The sequence below is a fragment of the Shewanella violacea DSS12 genome (assembly GCF_000091325.1).
Lineage (GTDB): Bacteria > Pseudomonadota > Gammaproteobacteria > Enterobacterales > Shewanellaceae > Shewanella > Shewanella violacea.
On sequence record NC_014012.1, the window covers coordinates 1,012,775 to 1,029,475 of the forward strand.

7 protein-coding genes and 1 tRNA gene are annotated in these 16,701 nt (G+C 44.1%); all 8 read right to left on the reverse strand.

All coding sequences use genetic code 11. The annotated features are described in order from the left end of the window. Positions 1-137: 137 nt before the first annotated feature. The gene (locus tag SVI_RS04100; RefSeq protein WP_013050154.1) at positions 138-650 is read right to left on the reverse strand and encodes a helix-turn-helix domain-containing protein; all 513 of its coding nucleotides are present in this window, start codon (positions 648-650) and stop codon (positions 138-140) included. 63 nt (positions 651-713) lie between these two features. Beyond that, complete coding sequence (locus tag SVI_RS04105; protein ID WP_013050155.1) at positions 714-1,898, reverse strand: TolB family protein; 1,185 nt, start codon at positions 1,896-1,898, stop codon at positions 714-716. Positions 1,899-2,103: 205 nt separating this feature from the next. Then, positions 2,104-6,240, reverse strand: coding sequence for a cellulose binding domain-containing protein (locus SVI_RS04110; RefSeq protein ID WP_013050156.1), 4,137 nt, complete (start codon positions 6,238-6,240; stop codon positions 2,104-2,106). A 184-nt stretch (positions 6,241-6,424) separates the two neighbouring features. Next, on the reverse strand, positions 6,425-8,545 hold the full coding sequence (locus SVI_RS04115; protein WP_013050157.1) for a cellulase family glycosylhydrolase: 2,121 nt from the start codon (positions 8,543-8,545) through the stop codon (positions 6,425-6,427). Between the two features lie 158 nt (positions 8,546-8,703). Then, positions 8,704-10,914, reverse strand: a complete 2,211-nt coding sequence (locus tag SVI_RS04120; RefSeq protein ID WP_013050158.1) for a glycoside hydrolase family 6 protein — start codon at positions 10,912-10,914, stop codon at positions 8,704-8,706. 1,490 nt (positions 10,915-12,404) lie between these two features. Continuing rightward, a tRNA-Ile gene (locus tag SVI_RS04125) sits at positions 12,405-12,481 on the reverse strand. Positions 12,482-12,990: 509 nt separating this feature from the next. After that, a complete protein-coding gene (gene rpoD, locus SVI_RS04130) occupies positions 12,991-14,835 on the reverse strand; it encodes an RNA polymerase sigma factor RpoD (protein ID WP_013050160.1) in 1,845 nt (614 codons plus the stop codon). Between the two features lie 128 nt (positions 14,836-14,963). Continuing rightward, complete coding sequence (gene dnaG, locus SVI_RS04135; protein ID WP_013050161.1) at positions 14,964-16,691, reverse strand: DNA primase; 1,728 nt, start codon at positions 16,689-16,691, stop codon at positions 14,964-14,966. Positions 16,692-16,701: the final 10 nt, after the last annotated feature.

Consider the following 16,701-nt stretch of genomic DNA (forward strand, 5'->3'; position numbering starts at 1 on the left):
TATTTTAGTCTTATTAGAATGAATATTATTTCATTGGTAATTATTGATTGTTAATATTCAAAATTAGTTTACTAATTTAGTTTTAATCTTGTCGTCTTAAAAAAGGAAAAGTTTAAGTTAATATTGGTATTTATTTTTTAATTGTTATTATCACCCCTGACTTTATTATGCTTGTGATATTTCCTGTATGAACTTGGGCTGCTATTAACCATCTTTTTGAAATATTTATAGAAAGTGGCTTTGCTATTGAATCCTGATTGATACATGATCTCTATAACAGACAGATCATTATTTAAACTCGACTCGAGTAAACTCTTAGCCGCCATAATCCTATAGCAGTTAGTAAATTCGTTATAATTTTTTCCTAGATGGTTATTGATCAAACTGGATAAGGTTCTCGGTGAAATATCAAACATAGAGGCAAGTTTCTCTATGGTTAACTCTGAATCTAAGTACAATTTATCAACTTCCATTAGCTGCTTGAGTTTCTTGATGCGTAATAGGTCAATCTTAGATAATGAGTCTTGATTATCTTGCTGAACTGGCCTGATTTTATGCGCTAATATATGACTAATAAACAAATTTTTTTCAACTTGTAATGAAGTCATTTCATTCGGTGAGATATAATTTAACTTATTAATAAATATCATATTGCCCCCTAAATAATTGAACAGTTATCACTGAACTTGCCAGCTTGTGCTGGCCTATTTTTCCTAGCGCCACAGTAAACTGGACTGGCGAGCGACACGGTCGAATATTTGCTTGCTGTGGGAGCCATCGAGTGCCATGGTTCTGAGGGACAGATGCCGAGCACCGCCGAGCTCATCGGCATAGAGGTAGGCAATATTACGACCATCCGGTGAGAAGACTGGGTTGCGATGTAAATGATCACCTTGAGTGAGCTGCACCGTTGAACCGGTTAATTTAGACATAAAAATCTGCATACTGCCTAGGTAGGTTTTACGCTGAGTTTGTTCATCATAGTAGTAGCGATAATCTTGCAATCCTGAATAGAGTAAGCTGTGGTTGTCTTTTGACCATTGAACTGGTGATTGCACACTGATGTTAGCGGGAGAGACTAGTTTGACAACGCCAGTGTCTATGGGGTACAGGGCTAGTTGCCGCATTTCACCTCGCTTGGTGGGGTGAAAAATAAAGGCGATTTGACTATCGTCAGTCGACCATACGGGCGTCATGATTTCACTCTGATCTCGGTAGCTATTTAAGTTGCTTAGGTTATTAACCGTCGAAGAAATATCGTCTTTGTCGGCACTACGCCGAGTCTGTAGTAGCGGCTTTTTCGTCAAACCGTCGAGTTTTAGGCTAAGGAGTTGGCTGTGATCTCCCTGCTTAATTGCAATCGCCAGTACCTCTTGGGTGTTTGCCCAGCTGTAACCAAAAATATCCTCGGCTCTGAGGACTTCTAGTTCAGTATTTGACTCAAGGTCCATGATATAAAGCACTTTTTTCTTGTCTATAAAACGGATAAAAGCCAGCTTATGTCCGTCGGGGGAAAATTGCGGGTTTACATCCTGACTCATGTTATTGGTGAGGGGTGTTATGCGGTTTGATTTGGGATCCAGGTGGTAGATATTAAATACCTCACTGGTTTGATTTAGGTCAACTTTTACCTCGGCTTGTCTATTAGACATAAACACCAGCTCACCCAGCTTAGAGACGCTAGGTTGCAGATCTCTCCAGACACGGTTTTGAGTGAGTTTAGTGAGTTTTCCTTGTTGTTCAATAGCATAGATATTAGTCACCGGCCCGCCGACTTTTGCATTAAAGTAGATCGCACTAGACACGGGGAAACTTAGAAGTGAATAGGCACATGCTAGTGCCGTGAATATCCATTTAGCTTGGGTTTTAGATATTAGTTTTGTTTTTATATGATGCATCTAATATACACTCCTATGCAATTTTATAATTTTACGGCTAGTTATAATTTCAATCTGGTTTTTAATTTGTATTGTTAGATTGTTTGTTTTTCATTTTTAACTTTTCGTGTTTGAATTTACTTTTGTTTTTCGATGTTTTCTTTGTTGGTACTTAATCTCTCCTGAGTATAAATATTTACAGGAGAGATTAAGTTAGGTTTTTATATTACTGACTGGTACATTTTTTCCCGTTTAATTTAAAATGATCTGGGAGAGTGAGTGGTGAGTTAGATTTATTACCTTGAAAACCTATGCCAATATTACCGCCGACGGGAATATTCCCATTCCATAAACTGGCATCATTAGTGACCTCTATTATATTTTCTGAACTTGTAAATGTACCATTCCAACCATTGGTGAGCGCTTCGCCATCTCCTAAGGTGAAGGTCAGTAGGTAGCCATTGATCTCAGCTTCGCCGGTATTGGCTATGAGCAGATCAACCTGAAAGCCAGTGCTCCACTCCTGTGTCGGTGTATAAGTTATGTGGCAGCCGCCATTGGCCCCGAATTCTATGTTGATTTCAGGGGTTAATGAAGCGGTCAGCCCTTGGTTATAAAAGGCTTTAGCCTGCAGCCTATGGCGACCAAGCTCCACAGGGGTCCAGCTAGAGTTAAATGGAGTATCTTGGCTGATGGCAACAAGCAAGCCATCGGCGTAATATTCGACCCGAGTGACACCTGTTAAGTTAGTTTCCAGTTCCAAGGGGATTTCACTGGCTTCGATGACGCTACCTTCGCTAAGTCCGGCTAGTGATAGTGATAACTCACTTACAGGGGCTGGGCCATTGGTACCATCAACTTGCTTGAGATAAGCCACTAGTTGCTCGAGTTTTTCTGGCGTTAATCCTGCTGTATTTCCATGGGCGTTATCCTTGCCAAATAGGCTGGCTAAACTCAGGGCCGAGCCATCATGCAGATAGGGAGCTGTGGAGAAGATATCTCTAAGGGTTGGGGTATCTATTCCTGCTAGTTTTCCCGATAAACGTTGACCACTGAGAGCGGTTAGGGTGCCCACATCATGGCTAAAGCCTAATGGACTATCGGTAAAGGCCTCTCCCGAGTGACATGAAGCACAATTAGCTTGGTTAAATACAATTTCACCGAGTACTGCCTGTGGGGTTAATTCGCCATCGGCGTTGCGGTATGGGCTAGGATTAAAGCGATTAAGTGAGCTAACATAAGCGGAAAGCGCATCTAAATCCGTCGATATCCCGGCTTTTTTGTCCCCTAATGCCTGATTAACTAAGCCTTGATTAAACAAGCTATCTGGGATAAATCCGCTTCCTGAAAATGGACCGCGCATATCGTGTTCAAAGTCATGAATTTCATCAAAATTGGCTGACCAATGGACTCTGCCATGGGCCGTACCTGCTCGGCCTTTTAAGGATATGGTGTTTCTCAGTCCTTCTCCTCTGTCGGTAAAGTCCCATACCTGGCCGTCTTGTTCACCGTCCATATGACAGTTGGCACATGCCATATAGCCATCACTACCCATGCGCTTATCGGCGGCATTGTAAAAAATCTGCTTACCCTTGAGCACTTGTGCAGTCAATGTTTCGCTACTCACGGTATCTATGGTGTCCAGTAAGCTGATCTTGGTATTGACCTGATCTAAGAGTTGGCTCACGTCGACAATAGAGACAGAGCGATCCATAAAGTTTTTCACATAGAGTCGCTTGCTCTGATGATCAAGCAGTAAGGATTGAGGCGCTAATCCAACATCTAAACGGGTGATCTCTTGGCCGCTGTTGGCATTTAAGACTATGATGCGATTGTTGCCTTGCATGGCAAGGAACAGATAGCTTCCGTATTGGTCATATACTCCTGCAACGGGTAATGCGTGATCGTCAATATCGACTCTCTTGTGCTGGGCTTCTGTGGAGCTGAGCAGATCCAGTTTGGCCACTAGGCTTCTGGAGCTAGTTTCGAAGGTTAGTGGCATGCCGTCACGACTCAAACCGCGCACGATATTATCTTTTTTACCTACCACAGTAGCGCTACGATCGCTTGGGTGGATGGCAATGCTGGCCAGATAATTGGGCACGCCACGGCCACTGGAACTGGTGTCCATGGAGCTGGTATCCAGTGGAAGCTCTATGACGTTACTGATTGACAGATCTCCTGAATTTAGCTGCCAGACCTCACCTTTTTCGGCATCTGAGATAAACTGAGTCACCAGTAAGCTGGCACCATCTCCACTGAGGGCCAGTGCTCTTGGACTCGTGCCGACGGGGTTAGAGGCGAGTATTTGGCGATCTCTGCTGGCGATTTTTATGACATTTCCCGATCCCATTAATGCGGCATAAACATGCTCTTGCTCGAGATCGCTCACGAGTGCGATTGGCAGGGCACCATATTCAAGCTTTATGGTATCTGTGACGCTATGGGTTAGTGCGCTAAGGATTGTGATCTGGTTAGCATCACGACAAGCCAGCCAAAACTCATCATTAACTTGAGTAACAGACACGGGATCTTGGCACACTGGAATTTCAGCCAGCTTAGTTCCCGTGTTGGTGTCAATAATGCTCAGGCTATTATTGTCGGGGTTAACCACGGCCAATAGTTGTCTATCGGAATTGAGCGCCATCTGGGCTGATTGCCGTGGTAGGTCGCCATAGGCTGACTCTATAACCACAAGCTGTTGCACTCGGGTGACAATATTCTCGCCGGAATCACGAACTTGTAGACTCACCGAATGGAGCCCTGCTTGAGTAAAAGTGTGAGTGATGCTGTTCGAGCCGCTCCATTGATTGTTACCCTCACCAAAATCCCAGCGATACTGCAGTGGATCATTATCTTCATCGATTGCAGTGGCGGTAAAGGTCACGGCTTGCTCTATGATGATCGGATCCTTGCTACCGTAATCAATCTGTTGGATCACCGGAGCCGGGTCGTCATCAATCAAGCTACCGGTTGAAAATAGGAAGCTATATTCATCGACACCATTACCGGCAATATCTTTTATCCCATTAGCAACCAGTGTGACCTTGTAGGTCGAATTTTCCTCCAAACGCTGCTTGGGGACAAAGTTGACTGTTTGATAGCTGGTACTAACTACGTCTCCCTTAATGACATGACCACTGCCTACTTTACGCAGTACTATGGTGTCAGAGTTTAAGGACCGCTCCTCTAAGATCTCATTAATCACGAATCCAATCACCGAAGTGACGGGCATATTGGTACTGTTAGCAAAAGGGTGATGAAATCCAATCTCAGGTCCCTTGATATCCGGGCCATCTTGATGGGCATAGAAGAAGGTTTTACCTTTACCGCCATTAGAGCCGCTGATAGACAAGATAGGGCCCAGTGGCATCCATTGAAAATCTAAGAAGGTATCGGGCCACTGACCTGGAGCGTCGAACACCTGCTCAACTTCCAGGGTCTCCATATTGAGTTTCACCCCATAATCATCACTGCCGGCAAAGCCATATTTATCTTGGAAATACATGTAGCGGCCCGGTGATTTTGCGAAAGGGACGCCACCTGCATATTTGAGATCGCTTGGATCTGAGAAGTCGATCATCACCATGTTGTTTGATTCTTCATTGGCGTTATTGCCATTGAGATACACCACATAGTTACGCCATACGTGATAAGTGGTTGTGTATTGATTGAAACTGCCGACTATGGAGTCGAGTAATTTGATGTTCAGTGGATCGCCTATATCGAAGACAGATAGACCGTTGCCTGTAACGAACATCAGGTTGCCAATCCTGAAACGTAAACTGCTGTTCACTCCTGCATTATCGAGGGAGAAGGTCGAGGTTATTGCACCGGCATCTAGATTGGGATCGTCAAAACGTAAATCATGAACGTTGCCGCCGTTGGTGCCTGTGGGGAAGGTTTCTAAGGTTTGCCATTTCTCTAACTGGCCTGATTTTAAGATAGGCACTGGCACATTTTCATCACTCCATGGCACCAGATTAAGCATGTCTGACATATCGAGGAAATGGTAAGGCGAGCCTTGTAGCTCCGGAACCGTATATTCACGCCAAAAAAGGTCGGTGTTGAGCTTATACCAGCGATGTCCATTGTCGCCATAGCTATGCTCATCCACCATAACCGGAGTTTCCGGAGCTGAGATATCCCAGAGGCTAGTGCTGCCTTGGCCCATAATATAGTAATAACCTCGGTGAAAGGTCACCATGCGTCCACCATAAGGTATATGGCTCAAGTATTGTCCTTGAGTCCAGCCAATGTCTGGTACGCCGGGTCCGTTACTGCCATCGTAATCGGCTTGGGCTTGTGACATGCTGCCAGATAAAAGAATTATGGCTGCGATGCGAGTGATTCTAGTCTTCATGGTTAACTCCTGACATTCTGCCTCTAGTGAAAAAAAGGCATAAGCAGACGGCGCAATATTTACTTGTATTGCGAATATGTCTATAAAAATAGGCTTAATACGGCTTACAAATTGGATGTAAATTAAGTGTAAGAGATGCTCAACCTAGTACCGTGATGGCAGCAGGTTGAGCATCCGTGTATTGCTATTTGATCACGCATTCAGGCAGAGCGAAGCTAGCTGGATATGAGCCTTGGAAGCCAATTGAGTGAGTTTGTCCGGGCGCGATGGATTGTGTGTGATTAGCGCCTGAGATTTGTATTGTGTGATTGTCTATCTGGGTGTAGTTGGCACTCCAACCATTGCCAAGCACAACTTGGTTGGCAAAGATCAAGTCTGCCGACCAATTTGAAACCGTTTCTGACCCCGAGTTAGCGATCAGAATTCCATCTAACACAAATCCACCAGGCCAGATATTTTGTCTGCCTAAGCTACAGCTGACCGTTGGAGATATGACCGAGATGTCTACCGAGCTGGCGAGAGTCAGTTCTTGTTGGTTACTATCTATGGCAGTGACAGTAACACTGTGTGTGCCAAGTTCAGTTCCGACTGCAAAAATGGCATCTGATCCATTTAAAATAATCTGTGTCTCGCCAGCAAAGTGCGCTTTAAATCCTGCAGCATTGGTGAAATTAGCCGATACCATCAGGTTTTTTCCTTGCTCGAAGGATTCACCATTGGAGGGGGAGGTAATTTCAATGCTTGCCGGTAGGACGTCGAGAGCATTGAGGCTAATAGTATCGCTTACCTCGGTGAGCTCGCCATTATCTAGTCCGATTAGCTGCACCACAAAGCTACTGGGTGTTGTGGGAGCTTGGACTGTGATGCTACCCGTTTCACTTGTCGCCACTAGCTGTGCGTCGATATAGGCATTGACGCTATCAAGTTTATTCTTGTCGTAATTAATCACAACTTCGGACTTGGTCAGTACATTGGCATTAGTGGCTGGAGATGAGATCGACAGTGATGGAGAAAGCGATGCATAATACTCTGCGACGTTAGTACCATGCCCTTCACCACCTAAGGTAACTTGATGATCTAGACCGATAAACTGGCCCTTATCATCCTTCCAGAGTGTAGGTTCAAATAGGGTGTATTTTTCTTCATCCCAGGTGACCCAGTCGTTCTTTAACAGTCCCCCCGTGTCACCTGAATTTGGATTGATACACCAGAATGTATGATGTAGCTCATGCTCTATGATTAAATCTCTAATCGCCAGCATCCACTTCTCGTTATCGCCACCATCCATGAATCCGCCCCACTCACCGATAAGCAGTGGCGCGATGTTTTCTTCATGGATAAACATCCAATTATCTTTCCATACATCTTGATATAGGGTGTCCTTGTTGAATCCTTCATAAAACCAATCTTGTAGGAAGACTAAGGGGCCATAATCGTGGGGGGAGTACATGAGTTGGTCTTGGTTAGCGCCAAGATTGATAGGATGATCTCTCACTCCACGAAGATTGCCTCCCCACCAGTTATTGTGATAATCATTCTTGTCTTGTGAGGTCCAGTTCTCGCCATCAATCGGGTAAGACTGTATGCCTTCGCACATGACAATTAGATTCGGGTTGATGGCCAGAATACGGTTCGATGCCGTTTCGCAGGCATATTTCCAGTTGTTCTCATCGGTTGAATCGTCCCACTTGGCAAAATTGGTGTCGCCATAAGGGGTGCCGTGAGGCTCATTTTCGATATCCATGGCGAGGATAGTGTCATCATCTTGATAGCGGGCAGTGATCCACTCCCAGCTCGAATAAAATATCTCGGATGTTATCTCACCCTTGTACCACATAGTTTCCACATGGCCTGAGTTATCCGCCTTGGCACTGTGGGCATCTAATAAGATTTTAATACCATATTTTTTAGCGGTAGCAAGCAGGATATCGAATATTTGCAGATCTGTTTTACCTACAAGGTCTGGGTTTGAAGCGGTATTAACGTTAGGTAGCGTTGTTTTTCCTTGGCTCCACTCATACATGAGTTCTGTAGAGATAGGCAGACGCAGGATATTGATACCGCGTTCAGAGATAGTCTTTAAGGTATCGCCTAAATTAACTGACCAGAGCCCATGTAGCACTCTTTCGCTGGCATTTAGACCAAACCAGTTTGCCCCGGTTAACCAAACTTGTTGGCCTTGCATGTCGACAACTTTATTGCCTTCAACATGTAGCCAGTCATCATTATTTTGCGGGCTAGCAAGCAAGTGACTGCTCATTATTAAGCTTGTAGCTGCAACGACCATTTTAATTTTAAAATTCATAAATTATTCCTAACTTAAGTTATTATTATTTATTTTTATTTTTATTTGAACTTAGAACCATTCTTTCGTTTGAGAAAAAACGGGTCTTTATTCTGTGGTACACAGGTTTACTGTTACTCTTTATTCCCTTGCAGGATTGAAGCTGTGGCCGCTATGGCCTAAAGCTCTGGATGAGCATTTTCTACCAGCATTTTAAATTGCTCATGGAACCAGGCACCAGCAGATGGTGCTCCATTCATGGCACCGGTTAACACGCCGCCGGAGGTGGTAAATTCTGGGCTGCACATGGGATCGAAGCTTTTTCCTTCCTCGTCGGGAGTGGTTTGAGATGCATCGCTGGTACCATCAGACTCCCCTGGAGGCTTTATCCACACATAAGCCTGAATCACACTAGTGCTACCAAATGGGAGAGTTTCAGGTCTAGCCCCTATTCCTGCTCCGCTTGAGTTGCACCAATTACCTCGATGGGCACGGCGGTCTAGCTTACTATCCATGACATATTGATCTTCATTGCTGGCATCTTCGTTAGGGGAGGTTGGTCTATCGGATGCGCCCCAACCATTACGTGAGGTGTCGATCAGCATGGCTAAGCTTGTTGGAAACCCTTTGGCGACAAATTCTGCGTGTAGGGATTGAGCGAAATCTTTTTCATCAAATACCGGATTCCACTCGTAGTAACTGCTGGATTTAATTCCCATGAAGTCACCATCAAAATCAAACTCTGGGTCGGGTAAAAATATCTCTTCTGCCGGGGTGTAGTTCGCTACATTTGAGATAAATCCATCGAGTACGGACATGTCGCCATCTGCAACACCTGCAACTACACTGGTATACAGGTCGATTGCTCCGCGCATATTGGTATCCCAACCTAACCAACCCGAGTGAGCTATATCTAAATAGCTATAGACATTATCGAGCCGAGAAAAGCGCGATAACGCATATTGCACGCCCTCAACATAAGTACCATTACTGTTGACGATTCCACATTTCAACACTCGGGTATTAGTCACTAGGTTGGGCAGTGAATCAGGCTCAATCACTGCGATGATACGTAGGTCTTCGAAGCGGGGAGCGGCGGCGATATTAGCGATAGTGTCAATATAGTCGTGTTTATAAATTTCAAGCCCGCCTTCGGCCGCGTTTAAGGTGCCATTTGAGGCTAGGGCGGCGCAATCTCTGTCAGGTAAGTTATAAACAACAATTGAGACTGTAATAGGTACGCCGACACGTTTCTGAGCCAAAGCATTGTCGAAATGCTGCTCTAAACTTAGACGCCCACTGTTGATCTCTCCGCCATAGATAGCATCAATTCTGTCTAACCAAACTGCAGTCGCTTGTTGTTTAACTTGAGCCATCTTGGCTTGTAAATGAGGAGCGGACTCTAATGCCATAGATGCATCGACAAACTTGGCATAATCAGGGTTTATGTAGCTGGTGGTTCCGAGGAAGGGGTTGGCAACGTGTTGACCTGTGGCGCCATCATAGGTCACTAGAAGTTCAGTTCTGATTTGGGTATTGCTGCTACCATCGGAAACATTCAAGGTTACGGTATAAAGACCATGAGCTGCATATTGGTGGTAAGTATTAATACCCGATTGAGATGTGCCATCACCAAAGGACCATAAATAACTGAGTGCATCACCTTCTGGATCACTTGAGTTACTGGCATTAAAGGAGAGGGCTAATCCGTCATGAATGGTGTTGAAACTAGCAAGAGGAGCTTGGTTAGGCACTAGGCTTTTAATATTTAATTCAATGCTATGTTCGTCAATGACGAGTCCATCACTGACAGTTAAGGTGACGATGTAACTACCAAGGCTTGAGAATGAATGCTCTGTGTTAACACCTTCACCTAAGGTTTCATCCCCAAAATCCCAGCTGTAGGTCAATTCGTCACCATCGGCATCACGGGTCGCAGAGGCATCGAAGCTGATATCCAAACCCGATTCTATAATAGTGAAACTAGTCATTGGCGCGCTGTTATTAGCTTCTCTAGTGCAAATTTCTCCAGATATTTTGGGCGTTGAAGCAGCTTTGTTGGGGATGCCTTTCTCACCTTGAATGCCAAATGTAATCGTCTCTCCGGGTTGGATTAGATTATTCCACACTAGGTTACTGGCCAAATAGGGGCTATTACCGGAAAAGGTTGAGTTCCATGCTGATGAAACTGTGGAGCCATCTAGGTATTGCCAGCTTACTTGCCAGCCATCAATGAGAGTTTCGCCGGTGTTTTTAAGCTGTATTGCACCAACAAAACCTGTTTCCCACTCATTTTCAATAGAATAATCACACTTAACAGCTGCATTAGCTTGGAGCGTAGCCAGTAACATGCTTGTGAGCGTCACTCCCTTTATTAAGCCAGATCTCATATCAATATCCTTCAATAAGTTATTATCATCATGTGAAAAATAATTACAGCCTTTAACGTCACGGATAGTTAATTACCACACGTTATTTGTAAGCGCTTACATTCGTAAGCGTAAAAACTCCAAAAAAATCTTGATTCCAGTCTTTGTTTAGATTGCTTATATTTTTGTACCTCTCAATTCACATTTATGCAACAACTTATTTTCAGATGGTAATAATTAAAATAATATTATCATTGTGATTTCTACTCGGGTTAACCCTCTCTATTAGCTATTTAAATATGTACAGCCGACATTTTTTGGTCGCGAATATTTGGTTATGGCATTTATTTGGCGATAGAGAGTGATTAGTGAACTTATCTAATGAATATGTATAGGTTTAAATTTATTTTGTTCAAATAAGATTATTACTATCAACTGTTTGCTGTATCTTTATGTGTTTTATTAGGAGGCGAGGTGAATACATATTGGCTAAGGTGTCGAAGGGGGGATTTCTTATTTTAAGAAGTAATTTTTTATTTAAATTACTTGGCGTCAATATTGCTACGCTTGTTTTTTTTCTGTCATCCGTACAAGTTTTAAAGTAGAGGTTGGCATGTATAGTGTCGGCGTAAACAATATATATTGTGTATATAATAAATTAATATAATTAAATGATTATTTATTATAAAACATCAATAGCTCTATTATGTCGGGGGGATTGCTAGTACTTGCTGCTATTGAGGAGATTGTATAAATAGGACATCTAGTGGTTTAGTAATATTAGCCAAGGGTGGATACCTAAGCCTGTATCTTGCGTATATTCTTAGCGAATAAACGCCATCGACCCATGATCCCTGTGATTTGACGCCGTTCCAACCCCAGTGTCATTTGATAGCACCACAGCTACAATTGATATTACGCTTGTTATAGTGCAGCTGATCACTAAAACATTAATGACTATGGCTCTATCAGAAGCACTAGAGGCTGTATTCGCCTCCGAGGTACTTTGTTGTTAATTATTCATAGATGTCCTTGGAGCGGCTTCAGGAGGGGCATATCACTATCTTGTTACCACTTATCCAGGTCTGATTTTTCACAGCCATAGATTTGCGGCTTTAACTTGGCAATCGTTATGCTCAACAATCAATCGAGAAGAGTGGCGGCACATCCTGGACTCGAACTGTTATGGCATATGATGACGATTATGGCTAGCTTCTAAATTACCGACACAATTACCACACCTAGCCATCCCTGGGGTGTGGCATAAGTGTTCCAGACACAAAGTCCACAGTTTGCCATCCTTGGCCTGTGGGCATAAGTGTTCCAGACACAAAAAAGCCCACACTATGTGCAGGCTTCTTTGTTTAAATATCGTGTCTTCTATCAGCCCCCGACCAGAGTTGAACTTTATGTTCAAATAATGCCGCTGGTTTTAGGAGGGGGAGGGAACTTGCATTAAACACTAGACATGAAAAAGCCGCTTGAATTTCTTCAAGCGGCTTATCATAAATTGGTGGCCCCTCACAGACTCGAACTGTGGACCTGACGATTATGAGTCGTATGCTCTAACCAACTGAGCTAAGGGGCCGACTAAAGGAAGTCGTCACTACCTAAAGCGACGAGAAGTATACGAAGTTTGAAGGCGCTTGTCACCTGTGTTTTGAAGAGAAATGCTAAATTAAATCCAACTGCTTATCTGTTAATCGATTCGCGCGAAATTTACCTGTTTTTCGGTATTATTATGAGCAGTTATTTTGTCGGGAACGGGTTGTGATTGTGCCTTGATCACTTTTTCATCATTTATTTTTTGGGGAACGGTCGATTTAATTCTAAATTTACTCTTTAATTTTACCTTCAACTTCAAACTTTTGGACTTAACCTCTGAGTTAGCTCTTAGTATGAGGGGGGCTTATTTGAATATGACTTAATTTGAATGTCCTTAATCTTGGACGATTTAATTTAATGGGAGTTAATTTAGTAAGGGGAGGCTGCGTTTTTTGAGAGAGGGGATTGAGGAAGTAATGAGGGAAACAAAAAGCCCCACCATAAATGGCAGGGCTTTCGAGTTTTCAGTTAGCTAATGCTTAACCTCGGCTCTTACTCATCAAGGAAAGACTTGAGGATTTCTGAGCGAGAAGGGTGACGTAGTTTACGCAGCGCCTTAGCTTCAATTTGACGAATACGCTCACGGGTTACGTCAAACTGCTTACCAACCTCTTCGAGAGTATGGTCGGTGTTCATGTCGATACCGAAACGCATACGCAATACCTTAGCTTCACGGGCCGTTAGACCTGCTAATACTTCGTGAGTTGCGTTTCGTAGGCTCTCGCCTGTTGCTGAGTCCAAAGGCAGTTCGAGAGTGGTATCCTCGATGAAATCACCTAAGTGCGAATCTTCGTCATCACCGATAGGTGTTTCCATTGAGATAGGCTCTTTGGCAATCTTAAGTACCTTACGGATCTTATCTTCAGGCATCAGCATACGCTCAGCCAGCTCTTCAGGAGTCGGCTCGCGGCCCATTTCCTGTAGCATCTGACGAGAAATACGGTTCAACTTGTTAATTGTCTCAATCATATGCACTGGGATACGAATCGTTCTTGCCTGATCGGCAATTGAGCGAGTGATCGCCTGACGGATCCACCAAGTAGCGTAGGTTGAGAACTTATAACCACGACGATATTCGAACTTATCAACCGCTTTCATCAAGCCGATGTTACCTTCCTGAATAAGATCCAGGAACTGCAAACCACGGTTGGTGTACTTTTTAGCGATAGAGATAACCAGACGTAAGTTAGCTTCTACCATCTCTTTCTTAGCGCGACGAGCCTTAGCTTCACCGATCGACATACGACGGTTGATGTCTTTGATAGACGCAATCGCGAGTCCGGTTTCTTTCTCGATAATATCGAGCTTGAAGCGACAACGACGAACGTCAGGCTCGATCATCTTTAAACCTTCAGCATAAGGTTTCTTAGAGGCGAGTTCGGTGTCAAACCAGGCTATGCTGCTTTCGTCGGCGGTATAGCCCTTAACGAAGTTTTTCTTAGGCATCTTAGCTTGTTCGACACAGAGCTTCATGATCAAACGTTCTTGAACACGGACCTTATCCATGGTGGCACGCATGTTCTTGACTAAGCGGTCGAACTGCTTAGGCATGAGACGGAATTCTTTAAATAATTCACCAATCTCAAACAGGGCAACGGTTGCTTCAGGATGGCCACGACCTTTGTCTGCGATGATCTTCAGCGTGTTCTCATGTACTTCTCTTAGCTGAGTGAAGCGCTCTTTAGATTCTTCAGGATCCGGTCCTTTTGGACCTTCCTCTTCTTCATCTTCATCATCATCCTTCGAGTCATCCTTTGAGTCATCTTTGTCGCGCTCACTTTGTGACAAATCTGAACCAATGTGAGTAGCCGTTGGGGCAATATCAGCGGCATTAGGGTCGATAAAACCTGAGATGATATCGGATAGACGAACTTCTTCGGCTTCATAGCGATCGAACTGATCGAGGATCGAGGCAATCGCTGGAGGGTACTCAGCGACCGATGCTTGAACGGTATAAATTCCTTCTTCGATACGTTTAGCGATAACGATCTCGCCTTCACGGGTAAGAAGTTCAACAGTACCCATTTCACGCATATACATGCGGACTGGATCTGTTGTACGACCAAGCTCGGCCTCTACCGTTGCAAGTGCAGCGGCAGCTTCTTCTGCAGCATCATCATCTGTGCTGTCTTCTGTCATCATGATTTCATCAGCATCCGGCGCCTGTTCATAGACGCGAATACCCATGTCATTAATCATCTGGACAATATCTTCGATCTGGTCTGCATCGACCATATCAGCAGGCAAGTGATCATTCACTTCTGCATAGGTTAAGTAGCCTTGCTCTTTACCTTTAGCTAGCAACAATTTAAGTTGCGACTGAGGAGTGTGCTCCATAGATATCATCCAAGTTGGGTAACGGTTAAAACGACGGGCAATAATTTATCGCCACGCAAATCGTCGATTATAGCCTTGTGTGCTTCCGTGTGCTAGTACAAGTACTTAGTTTTAAGACATAAAAGGTCTTAATTCAGCCCTTGTATTACTGTGATCAGCTTGCTTAGCTGAATCCTTTCTTCTTTAGTATGGTTCTGTTTTAGACTCAATTCCTGATATCGTTGCTCAATATATTGGTTATTGAGCCAGATCAGGGTTTTTCTAAACTCTTGCTGCAAGTTTTCATCCGCCACTTGATGTTCCCAGCGGGTCAGTTTTTTTAGGGTGCTTAATTGCGGAGCATCCCTGTACTGTTCAAGTAGTTGTGCGCTGTTTTTAACTTGTACACGAGTAATGTCTAGCAAGTGGATCAGCAAATCTACGCCGGCCATCTTGATGTGTTTCAGCGCTGGCTGCACGGGCAGTCCTTCACCTAACATAGGATGTTGTACTAGCAATGCGATGGCTAATCGTAATGGGGTTCCTCGTCCTTTTAACGCTTTATTTTGAAGAGTGTGACCCTGCTTTTTAGAGGAGAATCCCAACTTTCTTCTTAATTCATCCGCACCGTTCATTCCAAGTTTATAGGCTAGGTTTTCCAGCAGTAAACTTTGTAGAACTGTGTCTTGTACTTTCTCAATCAAACTAATGGCTTGCTTGGCTAATGTCCCTTTATCGGCGCCATGGCGCTTGGCTAAAGTCTCAAAAAGAAACTCGGGGAGTGCTTTGGCATCATCAATCTGACTTTCGAATGCTTCTTTTCCTACCTGACGAACCATGGTATCTGGATCTTCACCTTGAGGCAGGAACATAAATTTAACTTGGTTGCCGGGTTTTAGCAGTGGCAATGCGGTTTCTAATGCGCGCCATGCGGCTTCTACTCCGGCTCTGTCACCGTCGTAACAACAGATGACCTCTTTAGCGCTACGCAATAAGAGTTGAAATTGCTCTGCTGTGGTTGCAGTACCGAGAGAGGCTACTGCGTAGTCAACATCAAACTGTGCTAGTGCGACCACGTCCATATAGCCTTCGACTATAAGTACTCGCTGGGGATCTCTGTGGCGCTGTTTAAGCTCATAGAGTCCATATAACTCATAGCCCTTATGAAATATGGGCGTTTCCGGAGAATTCAAGTATTTGGGAGTACCATCACCTAAAACTCTTCCACCGAAACCAATAACTCGGCCTCGTCTGTCACGAATAGGGAACATTAACCGGTCGCGAAATCGATCGTAACGTCTGCCGCTATCGTTCTCTATCACCATTCCCGCAGTGAGTAGCTTATCTTGGGAATCCTGACTCTGTCGGTAGCGACTGAGTAAACCATCCCAACCCTCTGGTGCGAATCCGATGTTGAAGTCTGCTATCACTTTTTCGGATAAGCCACGATGCTCCAGATAATCAAGCACCTTTTGTTTGTCTTTATCTTGTCTAAGTTGGCTCTGAAAATGTCGGCTTGCTTCTTCCATCAATTGATACAAGTCGCGGCTCAATCCCTCGTCGCGTTTCTTACCTGTACCTTGTTCCCGTGGCACTTCGAGACCCAGCTGTCCTGCTAGTTCTTCTATAGCATCGATAAAATCGAGACGGTCGTATTCCATAACGAAGTCGATGACATTGCCATGGGCACCACAGCCGAAACAATGGTAGAACTGCTTATCTCTACTGACGGTAAAAGAAGGTGATTTTTCACTATGAAACGGACAACAGGCAGAGTGGTTTTTACCCGCCTTTTTTAGGGGCACCTTAGCGTCGATCTGGTCGACAATATCGATGCGAGCTACTAGCTCATTGATAAAATCACGAGGTATCGCCATTAGCTTGGTA